This is a genomic window from Rikenella microfusus DSM 15922, assembly GCF_000427365.1.
Taxonomy (GTDB): Bacteria; Bacteroidota; Bacteroidia; order Bacteroidales; family Rikenellaceae; genus Rikenella; species Rikenella microfusus.
Genome location: NZ_KE386488.1, coordinates 154,857 through 167,931 on the forward strand (window position 1 = coordinate 154,857; position 13,075 = coordinate 167,931).

General features: G+C 58.3%; 9 protein-coding genes. 4 read left to right on the forward strand and 5 right to left on the reverse strand.

The genetic code is table 11. The features are described 5' to 3' along the window. Positions 1 to 30 precede the first annotated feature (30 nt). The 3 genes from RIKMI_RS0101490 to RIKMI_RS0101505 all read left to right on the forward strand — a co-directional run bounded on the left by RIKMI_RS0101490 (position 31) and on the right by RIKMI_RS0101505 (position 4,063). Entirely contained in the window at positions 31 to 546 is a 516-nt protein-coding gene (locus RIKMI_RS0101490; protein ID WP_027290185.1) for a gamma carbonic anhydrase family protein, read from the forward strand. A 150-nt stretch (positions 547 to 696) separates the two neighbouring features. After that, a complete protein-coding gene (gene gyrB, locus RIKMI_RS0101500) occupies positions 697 to 2,652 on the forward strand; it encodes a DNA topoisomerase (ATP-hydrolyzing) subunit B (RefSeq protein ID WP_027290186.1) in 1,956 nt (651 codons plus the stop codon). A 346-nt stretch (positions 2,653 to 2,998) separates the two neighbouring features. Beyond that, positions 2,999 to 4,063, forward strand: coding sequence for an FKBP-type peptidyl-prolyl cis-trans isomerase (locus tag RIKMI_RS0101505; protein ID WP_147288453.1), 1,065 nt, complete (start codon positions 2,999 to 3,001; stop codon positions 4,061 to 4,063). Positions 4,064 to 4,116: 53 nt separating this feature from the next. Here the strand turns inward: RIKMI_RS0101505 and RIKMI_RS0101510 are convergent, their stop codons facing one another. Continuing rightward, a complete protein-coding gene (locus RIKMI_RS0101510; protein WP_027290188.1) occupies positions 4,117 to 4,824 on the reverse strand; it encodes an SAM-dependent methyltransferase in 708 nt (235 codons plus the stop codon). 822 nt (positions 4,825 to 5,646) lie between these two features. Between RIKMI_RS0101510 and RIKMI_RS0101520 the strand changes: the two genes are divergently transcribed. After that, entirely contained in the window at positions 5,647 to 6,273 is a 627-nt protein-coding gene (locus RIKMI_RS0101520; RefSeq protein ID WP_027290189.1) for a DUF4924 family protein, read from the forward strand. Positions 6,274 to 6,387: 114 nt separating this feature from the next. Here RIKMI_RS0101520 and ffh read toward each other — a convergent pair whose 3' ends face one another. The 4 genes from ffh to RIKMI_RS0101540 all read right to left on the reverse strand — a co-directional run bounded on the left by ffh (position 6,388) and on the right by RIKMI_RS0101540 (position 13,062). Then, entirely contained in the window at positions 6,388 to 7,737 is a 1,350-nt protein-coding gene (ffh, locus tag RIKMI_RS0101525) for a signal recognition particle protein (protein WP_027290190.1), read from the reverse strand. Positions 7,738 to 7,928: 191 nt separating this feature from the next. Beyond that, a complete protein-coding gene (argS, locus tag RIKMI_RS0101530) occupies positions 7,929 to 9,728 on the reverse strand; it encodes an arginine--tRNA ligase (RefSeq protein ID WP_027290191.1) in 1,800 nt (599 codons plus the stop codon). A gap of 1,230 nt (positions 9,729 to 10,958) precedes the next feature. Next, positions 10,959 to 11,894, reverse strand: coding sequence for an MlaD family protein (locus tag RIKMI_RS0101535; RefSeq protein WP_027290192.1), 936 nt, complete (start codon positions 11,892 to 11,894; stop codon positions 10,959 to 10,961). A 40-nt stretch (positions 11,895 to 11,934) separates the two neighbouring features. Next, positions 11,935 to 13,062 (reverse strand): N-acetylmuramoyl-L-alanine amidase family protein, encoded by a 1,128-nt coding sequence (locus RIKMI_RS0101540; protein WP_084135306.1) that lies wholly within the window; start codon positions 13,060 to 13,062, stop codon positions 11,935 to 11,937. Positions 13,063 to 13,075: the final 13 nt, after the last annotated feature.

A 13,075-nucleotide genomic window follows, 5' to 3' on the forward strand; every position in this document is an offset into this window, starting at 1 on the left:
TGTTCTAAAACCATTCAAAATCAGACTACTATGGCACTGATACGCCCCCTGGGAGGGTTCACCCCGCAATTCGGGAAAAACTGCTTCCTCGCCGAAACCGCCGCCATAATCGGCGATGTCACCACCGGCGACGACTGTTCGATCTGGTACGGCGCCGTACTGCGCGGCGACGTGAACCCCATCCGTCTGGGCAACCGGGTCAATATACAGGACGGCGCCGTGCTCCACACCCTCCACCGGAAATCCGTCGTCGAAATCGGCGACAACGTATCCGTCGGGCACAACGCCACCGTCCACGGAGCGCGAGTCGAACACGACTGCCTGATCGGAATGGGCGCCACCCTCTTGGACAACGCCGTCGTGCACAGCGGCACCATCGTCGCCGCCGGCGCCCTCGTTCTCTCGAACCAGGAGTGCGAACCCGGCTGCGTCTATGCCGGCGTGCCCGCCAAAAAAGTCAAAACCCTGACACCGGAGGAGCAGCACCGCATGATCACCCTCAACGCCGAACACTACCTGACCTACTCCTCATGGTACACCGAATAATCGATCGCCTCATTCGAATCCGACCGCCATACACACCGGCCGCCCGCAAAGGCGGGCGGCTTTCGTAATCCGGTCCCGCTGTTGCACAACTCCGGAAAAATTGCTATCTTTGTAAGTTACCGAAAAAACGGAACGATCCAACAACAGCATATGAGCGAAGAAGTAAAGAACCCCGGCAGCGGGGAATACTCGGCCAGCAGCATCCAAGTGCTCGAAGGCCTCGAAGCGGTGCGCAAGCGCCCCTCCATGTACATCGGCGACACCGGCGAAAAAGGTTTGCACCACCTCGTTTACGAAGTGGTGGACAACTCCATCGACGAAGCCATGGCCGGCTACTGCACCACCATCGACGTCACCATCAACGAAGACAACTCCATCACCGTGACCGACGACGGGCGCGGTATCCCCACCGACTACCACCCCAAGGAGAAGAAATCGGCCCTCGAAGTCGTGCTCACCGTACTGCACGCCGGCGGCAAGTTCGACAAAGGCTCCTACAAAGTATCCGGCGGTCTGCACGGCGTGGGGGTATCGTGCGTGAACGCCCTTTCCACCGACCTGGAAGCCGTCGTGCACCGGCAGGGCAAAATCTTCCGCCAGCGGTTCAGCCGCGGAGTGCCGCAGGGCGACATCGAAGTGATCGGCACCACCGACCGCACCGGAACCACCATCACTTTCAAGCCCGACGGCGAGATCTTCACCCAGACCACCGTTTACAACTACGACATCCTCAACTCGCGGCTGCGCGAACTGGCCTACCTCAACAAAGGCATCCACCTGAACATCACCGACAAGCGCGAGAAAGACGAAGAGAGCGGCGAATACCGCCACGACAACTACTACTCGCAGGAAGGCCTCAAGGAGTTCGTCAAGTTCCTCGACGGCAACCGCGAGCCGCTGATCGAAGAGACCATCCACATCACCGGCGAACGCGACGGCGTGCCCATCGAGGTGGCCCTGCAATACAACACCGGCTTCAGCGAAAACGTGCACACCTACGTGAACAACATCAACACCATCGAAGGCGGCACGCACCTGACCGGTTTCCGGCGCGGTCTGACCCGCACCCTCAAAAAGTACGCCGAAGACAGCGGCATGCTCGCCAAGCTCAAATTCGAAATCAGCGGCGACGACTTCCGCGAAGGGCTGACGGCGATCATCTCGGTGAAAGTGGCCGAACCGCAGTTCGAAGGTCAGACCAAGACCAAACTGGGTAACAGCGAAGTGGCCGGCGCCGTGGACAACGCCGTCTCCGCCGCCCTGACCAACTACCTCGAAGAGAACCCCAAAGACGCCAAAGCCATCGTCCAGAAAGTGATTCTGGCCGCCACCGCCCGCACCGCCGCCCGCAAAGCGCGCGACCTGGTGCAGCGCAAGACCGTCCTCTCCGGTTCCGGACTGCCCGGCAAACTGGCCGACTGCTCCTCGCGTGACATGGAGAAGACCGAAATGTTCCTCGTCGAAGGGGACTCCGCAGGCGGGACCGCCAAACAGGGCCGCGACCGTACTTTCCAGGCCATCATGCCCCTGCGCGGTAAAATCCTGAACGTCGAGAAGGCCACCGACCACAAAATGTACGACAACGAGGAGATCAAGAACATCTTCACGGCATTGGGAGTGACCATCGGCACGGAGGAAGATAGCAAAGCTCTGAATTTGAGCAAGCTGCGGTACGGTAAAGTGATTATCATGACCGATGCCGACGTAGACGGGAGCCACATCGCCACGCTGATCATGACCTTCTTTTTCCGTCGCATGCCCGACATCATCCAGAACGGGCACCTCTTCATCGCCACTCCCCCGCTCTACCTCGTCAAGAAAGGGAAACAGGAGCGCTACTGCTGGACCGACGAAGAGCGCATCGCCACGATCGAAGAGTTCGGCACCAAAGGCGTGCACACCCAGCGTTACAAAGGTCTGGGCGAAATGAACGCCGAACAGTTGTGGGAAACGACCATGAATCCGCAAACCCGCATCCTGCGCCAGGTGACGATCGACAGCGCCGCCGAAGCCGACCGCATCTTCTCGATGCTGATGGGCGACGACGTGCCGCCCCGCCGCGAATTCATCGAACGGAACGCCAAATACGCCAACATCGACGCCTGAGAAACGCGACCGGCGCCATACACCGACGGCTGCTTCCCGCTTTGCGGAGAGCAGCCGTTTCGTTTTCCCCGCCGCTGAAAAGGGCCGTACGCCGCCCGCACGCGAAAATGCCCGGACGACACACGGTCCGACGCAAACCCATCGAAAAGAGATACGCCCGCCGGGCAGGCCCCGGCAGCATATTCCCCGTTCCGACGCGGCCGCCGGAATCTGCCAGAGGGTCCTCGCACCTGCCTTGCCGTATCGGAAAAAACGTTATCTTTGCGGAGTGTCCGGCGAAAATCCGGCCACCGAAAACAAGCAAAGAGGCCGGACATGCCCGGCCAACCGGAAAACAGAACGCCATATGCACGGAATAAAAAGGGTATATGCGGCGGCTATCGCCGTCGCGACGGTCATGGTCGGATGGTCGTGCGCCAGAGAAGCCGAGGAAATCGCCACAGGTCTGTCCAGACAGTCATTCGAGGCATGGGTCTCCAAATACGCGCCGTCGGCATATGCCAATCCGTATAAAGACATATACATCGAATACATCGAACGGGGACCGGAAAACGAAGCCAAACCCGTCGAAAACTATACGTGGCTGACCGTCAATTATACCGGCAAGACACTGGACGGAACCGTATTCGTCACGCGCGTGGACTCGATTTCCAAACGCATCGGATCGTTCGCCTATACGACACACTACTGCGACGATTTCCTGCAATACACCTCGACCTCGACCAAACTCTGCGACGGACTGCGGCAGGCTTTCGAACGGATGCGCGTCGGCGACTCCGTCAGGGTCTATATCCCGCACGACAAAGGCTACACCTCCGCGATGAACGTCAATAGCGGTTATGCCGGCGAAAACGGATCCGGCTACACCTCCGTCCCGATCCTGTTCGAGATGCGGCTCAAGGCGGTGACGACCCAACCGTTCATCTGGGAACGCGATTCGGTGGAACGTTATGCGCAACGGCACTGGGGAACGGGATATTCGCACGACACGGTAGGGATGTACATGCGTATCGTGCAGCCGAACCCGGCCGGAGATACGATTACCGAAGACTCGACCGTGCTCGTTTATTACGAAGAATACTTTATGGACGGTTTCCTGGCCGCGACGAACATCGACACGGTCGCATCGAAATGGAACGTGTACAGCAGCAGCGACGAAACGGCCTACGAACCTCTCTCGCTGACCCCCTCTTCCGGATCGAACGCCTCTGAAAACAACGTGCTGTACATCGCGGTTCCCCACATGCGGAAAGGGGAAACCGCCGAAGTGGTAACCGTCTCCACCTGGGCGCACGGAGACAGCGGCAACTCGTCGAGCACGCCGGAAATCCTCCCCTACCAGCCGATGCGGTACAAGATATATGTCGTCGATGACAAAGAGGAGGACGAAGACGACGGCGGCACGGAATAAACACCCTGTCGCCGCACGCACCGAAAGAGTTCGGGCGATAACGGCAAAGGAAATCAGAAAAGGATAAAGATCGCGGGGCGCTTGTCGAAAGCAGGCGCCCCGCTCTTTTTCCACGCTCCGATACTCTGCGAACGGACGTACTGGCCCGGTTCCAGCAGATCGCAGGCGACGCACAGCATCGTCCCGGACGCACACGCAGCGAGCATATCGTCGAAAAGTTTCCGGTTCCGGTAAGGCGCCTCGATGAATATCTGACTCTGCCCTTCACTCTGGGCACGGCGTTCGAAATGCCGGATAGCCCTGATCCGTTCCTGCGGTTTGACAGGCAAATAACCGTTGAAAGCGAACGACTGTCCGTTCGCCCCCGACGCCATCAGAGCCAACGTGATGGAACCGGGCCCTGCCAGCGGCACGACCTCTGCCCCGTGCCGGTGCGCCGCGGCGACCAGCAGGGCCCCGGGATCAGCGACACAAGGCAGTCCCGCTTCGGACATAACGCCCATATCTTTTCCATCTTTCAGCAAAGGAACCAGCAGGGACTCTACCTCTTCGGGCGGCGTATGCTCGTTCAGTTCGGCAAAAACGATCTCGTCGATCGCCCGGCTCAGCCCGCAACGGGCCAGAAACCGCCGGGCTGTACGCGTATTTTCGACCACGAAACAGTCGATACGGTCGATAATCGCCCGGTTGCCTGCCGGCAAAGCGACATCCCACGAAGCGGTTTCCCCGAGCGGGGTCGGTATCAGGTATAATTTTCCCATGGCGGAGTAAAGATACGTTTTTTACCTCGTTCCGCATAACGCCCCCGCCCTCTCCCGGCATGTTTACACAAAAGACGACAATCTCTAAATTAACCGTAGGTTTAATTGTATATCTTTCGCCGACGGGCGTTTGTTCTTTTTTCGCCCGCTTATGCCGCGGGAGTACCGGCTTCTCCGGACACCTCATGCCGGCGAGGCACTTACTTTTTTGCGCGACCAAAAAAGTAAGCAAAAAAGTCGCCGGGAATGCGATTACCCGTTCCCGACTCCCGTCGGAACGGAAAATCGCACATTCCCGGTCCGGCAGCCTCTACCCGACAAACGAGTATAGCGGCGAACTGCGAATATACGATTAACAGTCCTGTTGTTTGCCGAGGGCTGCAGCCTGCGGAGGACGCAACAATCGCGTGAGCGACTGATTTTGCGGGCCTCCGCGGGGCGAGGCTGCGGCCCGCGCGACCTAAAGGTCGCCAAACATATCCCGGCCATTTAACCGTACGATTTTGTGTAAAGTTTTCCCTTTGTCAGGCCGGAGCCACCCCCGGCGAAGGCCTGCAACTCGCAATGCTCGTTGAGGCCTCGCTGGCTCCGGCCATAAAATTAACTGTACGATTATATATCAGTCGGAACAGACGGAAAGTCTCAGCCGCGACCTACTGGAGGCAGGCCCGCCAAACAAGAGCCGTCTGCTCAAAAATTGTACTATTTTTGTATCTGTTCCGGACGGTAACCACCGTGCCGGAATACCGGATAACAGCGGCCCGGCCGCGGAACGGCAACCATGCTGCGGCCGGGCCTGAAAAACCTCGAAAATTCAGAATTATGCTGACTGCGAAACAAAAAAGACGTGAAAATATAGCGGAATATATCCTGTACCTCTGGCAGTTGGAAGATATGTTGCGGGCGCTGGAACTATCGCCGGAAAAGATCTACTCCACGCTGGTGGAACCACATACGGAACTGGATCAGGAGCAGAAACAGGCGCTTTTCTTCTGGTACATGGATATGGTGAACCTGTTGAAAACGGAGGGAAAAGAGAAGACGGGCCACCTGGACCATACGTTGCACCTCATTGCGGACCTGAACGATCTGCACCTGCATCTGCTCAAGGCGCCGGCAGGGCATGAGCAGGGCTACGACAAGGTATATGCGGCACTGGCGCCGGAATTACCGAAACTGAAATCGGCGATCGCCGGAGAAAGCGATATGGCTGCTGAAGGTATCAGCGATATGGAAGCCTGTTTTCGGGCATTGTACTCGGTCATGCTGTGCCGGCTCAAAGGAACGGCGGCAAAAGACGACGGGCCGGGAGCCGAAAAAAAGGCAGAAGCGGCGGAACGTTACGTAAAGGATGTCCTGGAGGTGGTATCGCCGGTAGTCGCCCGATTGGCAGCCATCCACAAGGCGGCGGAACGAGGCGAACTCGACCTCTACAAAGATATGGCCTGATCTATCCTTCGTTTATCTATCACATTTAAGTTTGAGGCAACCGTTCTTTCTTTTCAAAGGAAGAACGGTTGCCTCAAAACGAAAACAATCCCCATAAACGAACGGTTAAAAGGCTCAGCGCTTACGTCGCATCATAGCCGCAGCGCCCGCCATACGGGCCATGGCACCTCCGCCTCCCGCCACCATTTTCATCATCTTACGCGTCTGGTCGAACTGTTTCAGCAACCGGTTCACCGCCGCCACATCCGTTCCGCTTCCCTTCGCCACACGCGCCTTGCGCACCCCGTTCAACAGCCCCGGATTCTCCCGTTCGGCCGGCGTCATGGATTGGATGATCGCCTCCGTCTGTTTGAACACGCTGTTGTCCATATCCACGTCTTTGAGCGCCTTGCCCACGCCCGGAATCATCGAAGCCAGATCCTTGATATTACCCATCTTCTTAATCTGCTGGATCTGGTTCAGGAAATCCTGCATCGTGAACTGGTCGCGGGCCAGTTTCTTCTGGAGTTTGCGGGCCTCCTCCTCGTCGAACTGTTCCTGCGCCTTTTCCACCAGCGACACGATATCGCCCATGCCCAGGATACGGTCCGCCATGCGCTCCGGATGGAACACGTCCAGCGCCTCCATCTTTTCGCCCATGCTCACGAACTTGAGCGGCTTGTCCACCACCGAATGGATCGAGATCGCCGCCCCGCCGCGCGTGTCGCCGTCCAGCTTGGTCAGCACCACCCCGTCGAAGTCCAGCCGTTCATTGAACTCCCGGGCCGTATTCACCGCGTCCTGACCGGTCATCGAATCGACCACGAAGAGCGTTTCGGACGGCCTGACGGCCTCTTTGATGGCCGCGATCTCGCGCATCATCTGCTCGTCGATGGCCAGTCGGCCGGCGGTGTCGATGATAATCGTGTTAAACGTCCCCCCTTTGGATTTCGCATACCGAATACCGTTCTGCACCAACGCCACAGCATCGGTCTTGTTGTCGGGTTCGGAATAGACCTCCACGCCGATCTGCTCGCCCAGCACTTTGAGCTGGTCGATCGCCGCGGGACGGTAGATGTCGCCGCCGATGAGCAACACGCCGCGCCCTTTCTTCTTGAGATGCAAGGCCAGCTTGCCGCTGAAGGTGGTTTTCCCGGAACCCTGAAGACCGCTCACCAAAATGACGGCAGGGTTCTCTTTCAGGTTGATCGGCGTGGCGGTGCCGCCCATCAGGGCAGCCAGCTCGTCATGCACGATCTTGACGATCATCTGGCTGGGGTTCACGGCCTTGATGACTTCCTGGCCGATAGCCTTCTGTTTCACCTCGTCGGTGAAACTCTTGGCCACTTTGTAGTTCACGTCGGCTTCGATCAGGGCACGCCGGATCTCTTTCAACGATTCGGCGATGTTGATCTCGGTGATCCGCCCTTGTCCTTTCAGTATCTTGAAGGACCGCTCTAACCGATCGCTCAAATTCTCGAACATATCCTATATACTCTCTTTATCGTTTATCTTTCCGTTTTTTATCGCTGTGCCTCGCCCCGGAGGCAACCGTTCCGTCTTTTGAAAAGAAAAAGCCGCCGCAACCGCCGCGCGCCGGGTGTCCGCAAAGGGAACGGTGCACTTCCGAGCCGGAACCGCGATAAGAAACGAACGGTTAAAAATCGGCGAAAGGTTTACATGCGTTCCGGCATCTCGATGCCCAGAAGCCCCATCGCCCTGTTCAGCGTGCCTGCCACCTGGGCCGCCAGCGACAGGCGGAAGGTACGGTCGGCGGGCGCGACATCCGCCTTTAGGATCGGATAATCGTGGTAATACTGGTTGAACTCCTTGGCCAGCTCGTAAGCATAAGCCGCTACCACCGCCGGCGAGAATTCCGCTCCCGCCTGCGCCACCACGCCCCCGAACTCCGTCAGGTGCTTGATCAGCTCGATCTCTTTCGGTTGCGGACGGCGTCCCGCGTCGAAGTCGCCCGTCGAAGCCGCGACAGCGACGCCCTCCGCTTCGGCCCGGCGTTGCAGCGACCGGATACGAGCATACGTGTATTGGATGAACGGCCCTGTGTTCCCGTTGAAATCGATCGACTCTTTCGGGTCGAAAAGCATCGTCTTTTTCGGATCGACTTTCAGGATAAAGTATTTCAGGGCGCCCAGCCCCACGATCCGCGCGATCTCCGCGATCTCGTCGGACGATAGACCGTCCACCTTGCCGGCCTCCTCGGCCACGGTACGGGCCGTGGCGACCATCTCAGCGATCAGGTCGTCGGCATCGACCACCGTACCCTCGCGCGACTTCATCTTGCCCTCCGGCAGCTCCACCATCCCGTACGAGAGGTGGAAAATATTGTCCGACCAGGCATAGCCCAGTTTGCCGAGAATCAGTTTCAGCACCTGGAAGTGGTAGTTCTGTTCGTTGCCGACGACATAGATCATGTCGTCGAAACGGTATTCGTCGTGGCGCTGTACGGCCGTGCCGAGGTCCTGCGTCATATAGACGCTCGTCCCGTCGCCGCGCAGCAGAAGTTTCTGGTCCAGCCCGTCGCCCGTCAGGTCGGCCCATACCGAGCCGTCTTCCTTGCGGAAGAAGATCCCCTCGGCCAGCCCTTTCTGCACCATCTCCTTGCCCAACAGGTAGGTGTTCGATTCGTAGTAGACCTTGTCGAACGATACGCCCAGGGCGGCATAGGTTTCGTCGAACCCTTTGTAAACCCAGCCGTTCATCTTTTCCCACAGGCCGTACACTTCCGGATCTTTGGCTTCCCAGCGGCGCAGCATCTCCTGCGCCTGGCGCATGATGGGGGCTTCGCGTTTGGCGGTATCTTCGTCCATGCCCCGCGCCGTCAGCTCTTTGACTTCGGCTTTATAGGCTTTGTCGAAAGCGACGTAATATTTTCCTACCAAGTGGTCGCCTTTCATGCCGCTCGATTCCGGGGTCTCGCCGCCGCCGAAGCGGAGCCAGGCCAGCATCGATTTGCAGATGTGGATGCCGCGGTCGTTCACCAGATTGACTTTCATGACGTTGCATCCGTTGGCTTCCAGTATCTTCGACACGGAGTAACCGAGCAGGTTGTTGCGGATATGGCCCAGGTGAAGGGGTTTGTTGGTGTTGGGCGAGCTGTATTCGACCATGACGGTCCGGCCGCTGTCGCACACGAAACCGTAACCGGGGGTCCGCATCAGGGTCCCGAGACAGCCGAGCCAGTATTCCGGGGTCAGCGAAACGTTCAGGAATCCTTTGATGACGTTGAAACCGGCCACCGTTTCCGGGCAGTTGGCCTGGAGCCACTCTCCGATCTCCTGCGCGGTCGCTTCGGGCGACTTGCGGCTTACCTTCAGCAACGGGAAGGTCACCAGGGTATAATCCCCTTCGAATTCTTTACGTGTCTTGGACACCTGCAACGCGGGTACGGCACCGGCGCCGTAAAGCGCCGCCACTGCCCGTTCGCAGCAATCCTTTACCGTATTTTCTGCATTCATATTTTTGATTTCGTAATTTTTTCTTCAGGTTTTACCTGTCCGTTTTCCGGGACGATGCACCATCTGCGGTTCCGAATCTTCGACTTCCGGCCGGCGCCGGATCGTCGATGTTTTTATTTCTGCGATTCATCAGGAACCGCAGATTGCTCAACGCCGGACGGTTTTCAACGACCGGGAAGGCAAGCCGAAAATGATATATTTAACCGACGTTTTTTATTTATGCGATTCATAAGAATCGCCGGCTTTTGCGCCCAAGCGGCTACGCCGCTTCGGGGGGTGGGCGCAAAGCCGAACGGGTAAAGTATGTTAACCGTAGGGTTATTTGTCCGCGTAGCGGCCAGCCCGGAGCCACCCCCGGCGCAGGGCTGCGACCTGCGGTTTTGCCTTCACTGGCCCCGGGCTACACTGTATGAATTAAATGTACAGTTAAATGGCCGGGACATGCTTTGCGACCTTTAGGTCGCGCGGGCCGGACGCCTCCCCTCGGGAGGCCCGCAATTCGTCGCTTTATGCGCCGAAAATTGCGACCGCTCCCGGGCGTCCGGATTTATAAATCGTAGGTTTAATTATATGTCTTTCGCCGACGGGCGTTTGTTGGTCTTCGCCCGCTTATGCCGCGGGGCACCGGTTTATCCGGACGCCTCATGCCGGCGAGGCATCTCCTTTTTTACCTACGGTTTCCTCCTTGCGCCTCGGCCATTCGTGCAAGCCCGATGGCTCTCGGCTGCTGCGTCGGTTGCACGACCAAAAAAGGAGACAAAAAAGTCGCCGGGAATGCGATTCCCTGCTCCCAACTCCCGTCGGAACGGAAAATCGCACATTCCCGGGCCAGCAGTCTTTACCCGTACTTCGGGTACAAATGTAAGACGCCGGAAAAAGGAGTTTTTAACCCTACGTTTTTTAGTTTTTGCGATTCGGAAGAATCGCCGGCTTTCGCGGTGCCGCCGGGCACTCCGACCGGGAGTTTGCCCCGATGGGGGTGGGCGCAAAGCCGATAAATGAGGTATTTTAACTATACGGTTAAATCAGGCTTCCGCGTCAGCGGGCGGCGACCGTCTCCCCCCGGCGGGAAGCCGCAATGCGTCTTCTGCAGGCGGTCTCCGAATCGGACAAAGGCAGCCGGCAAAACAGTGGACGGCTGCACGTCAGCGGGCGGGTCGGAAGGTCGAGAAAATATTTCCCTGCCTTTGAATCATACGTTTCTTACCGGCACGGTTCGAAAGCAATCGCCTATTTCTTTTTCCCGCCGAATACCGAGAAATGGATATACCGCCCGGGGTTCGTTTTCATGTCCTGCAACAGAAGCGTGAGACTCTGCGACGCCTCCGTCAGGTTATCGTACAACTCCTTGTCGTAGATCAGTTTGCCGACGCTGCCCTCGGCATCGTTCACCGCCGCCATCGCCGCGTTGAGCCTTTCGACGGCTTGTGCCGCATTCGTCATCAGCACCGGTACGGATGCGCTCATCGAGCCGGCCAAGGTATCCACCCGTTCGACGATGCGGGTGATTTTCGGCCCCGCCGTGTCCAGTTCGGCCGACAGCGAACGCAGGTTCGCCATCATCGGATTCAGATCCTCGACTACCATGCGATCCACATTGCCGCTGATCGAGTTGGCATGGGCCAGCAGGCCCGACAGGTTGGCCGCATTCTCTTCGCTCAGCACGGCATTGACCCCGTCCAGCGCTTTCGATACCCGTTCCACCAGCGAGGCCGCCATCTCCTTGATCTTATCGTACTCCGAAGTGACCAGCTGCATCAGCCCCGGCTCCATCAGCGACCGGATCGTATCCCCGTCTTCCAGCAGCCGGCCGTCGGTACCCAGCTGCAAATCGATCACTTTGGCGCCCATCAGCGACGCGCTGGCGATCTTCGCTTTCGAATCGGCAGGCACGGGGTAGTCGCTTTTGACGGAAAACTCCGCGATCACTTTTCCGGTCGGCACGTCGTACCATACGTTGTCCACCGTCCCCACCCGGAAACCTTTGATCGTGACCGGCGACGAGGCCTCGATGCCGTCCGAATTGTCGTACACCGCATAATAAGTGTTGTCCCGGCTGAAGATGTCCTGGCTCTTGATAAAGTTGATCCCCAGATACAGCAGCAGGATCATGCAGATTCCGTAGATGCCTATCTTTGCCTCGCGCGAGAGTTTCGTTTTTTTCATGTTCGACGATGTTCCTGAATAAAAAGGGACCCCGGCGGCCCTATTGTTCGAGCGCTTCCGCCAGCGGCACAGGCCGCTCGTCCCGGAAAGCCACCATGAAGGCATCGGGGAACGTGCGGCGCACTTTGCGTTGCAAAAGTAACGCTTCTTGGTAAGAAAAACTCGAACCGCAGTAATATTTATAGCGCCCGTCGATCCGCCGCTCCTGCACCTGCGACGCATAATCGCCGAAATTGGAGCGGGTTAGCGGAATTTTCGAGAGCGAGCTTTTCACCTGTATGCGGAATACGGTGCGTGCTGCATTTTTCGTGCCGACGGGAGCCGTTTGTCCGGATTTTTTCGTGTCCGCAGCAGCCGGAACGGCCGGTTTGCGGGCCGGAGTTTCGACACCGGCATCCCGTGCCGGCCCTTTGGCCAGCGTGCGGCTGTCGGTGCGGCGTTTGTACTCTTTCACCGCCCGGAAGATCGACGCCGCGATTTTTTCCTGTCCGGCGGCCGAACCCAGGTACTTCGCCTCCGCAGGATTCGAGATGAAGCCCACCTCGGTCAGCACGCTCGGCATCGGCGTGCGCCACAGCACGAGAAACCCGGCCTGCTTGACCCCCTTGTTCCCCCGTTGCGCGTAAGAGGCATATTGCCCCTGGATCAGTTCCGCGAGCGACAGGCTCTGGCTCTGGTAGGCGTACTGCATCAGCGAAAAGAGGATGAGCGATTCCGACGAGTTCGGGTCATAGCCCTCGTAACGCGAAGTGTAGTCGGCCTCCAGGCTGATCACCGCGTTTTCGCGCATCACCACCGAGAGGTTGCGGTTCCCTTTGTCTTCGCCCATCACATAGGTCTCCGTGCCCGAAGCCGAACTGCTCGTGCTCGAATTGGTGTGGATCGAGACGAAGAGGTCGCCGCCCGCCTGGGAGGCGATTTTGCTTCGGTCGGCCAGCGGGATGAAACGGTCGTCCCGGCGCGTATAAACCACTTTTACGCCCGGGAGCTGTTGTTCGATCATGCGTCCCAGCTTGAGCGCCACCCCTAAGTTGATCGCCTTCTCCTGCTGGCCGTTGCCCACCGCGCCGGGGTCTTTGCCGCCGTGCCCCGCGTCGATCACGATGCACCGCAGGGTGCCTTCGGCTCCCGGTCGGGCCGGCGCCGGCCCGACCGAAAGCCACAGCATACCGATAACCGGA

What these genes read in the sequence shown, in the direction of transcription:
- RIKMI_RS0101490 (WP_027290185.1), top strand. Translation starts at nt 31, where the DNA reads ATGGCACTGATACGCCCCCTGGGAGGGTTCACCCCGCAATTCGGGAAA.
- RIKMI_RS0101540 (WP_084135306.1), bottom strand. Translation starts at nt 13,062, where the DNA reads ATGCTGTGGCTTTCGGTCGGGCCGGCGCCGGCCCGACCGGGAGCCGAA.
- RIKMI_RS0101520 (WP_027290189.1), top strand. Translation starts at nt 5,647, where the DNA reads ATGCTGACTGCGAAACAAAAAAGACGTGAAAATATAGCGGAATATATC.
- RIKMI_RS0101505 (WP_147288453.1), top strand. Translation starts at nt 2,999, where the DNA reads ATGCACGGAATAAAAAGGGTATATGCGGCGGCTATCGCCGTCGCGACG.
- RIKMI_RS0101510 (WP_027290188.1), bottom strand. Translation starts at nt 4,824, where the DNA reads ATGGGAAAATTATACCTGATACCGACCCCGCTCGGGGAAACCGCTTCG.
- gyrB (WP_027290186.1), top strand. Translation starts at nt 697, where the DNA reads ATGAGCGAAGAAGTAAAGAACCCCGGCAGCGGGGAATACTCGGCCAGC.
- ffh (WP_027290190.1), bottom strand. Translation starts at nt 7,737, where the DNA reads ATGTTCGAGAATTTGAGCGATCGGTTAGAGCGGTCCTTCAAGATACTG.
- argS (WP_027290191.1), bottom strand. Translation starts at nt 9,728, where the DNA reads ATGAATGCAGAAAATACGGTAAAGGATTGCTGCGAACGGGCAGTGGCG.
- RIKMI_RS0101535 (WP_027290192.1), bottom strand. Translation starts at nt 11,894, where the DNA reads ATGAAAAAAACGAAACTCTCGCGCGAGGCAAAGATAGGCATCTACGGA.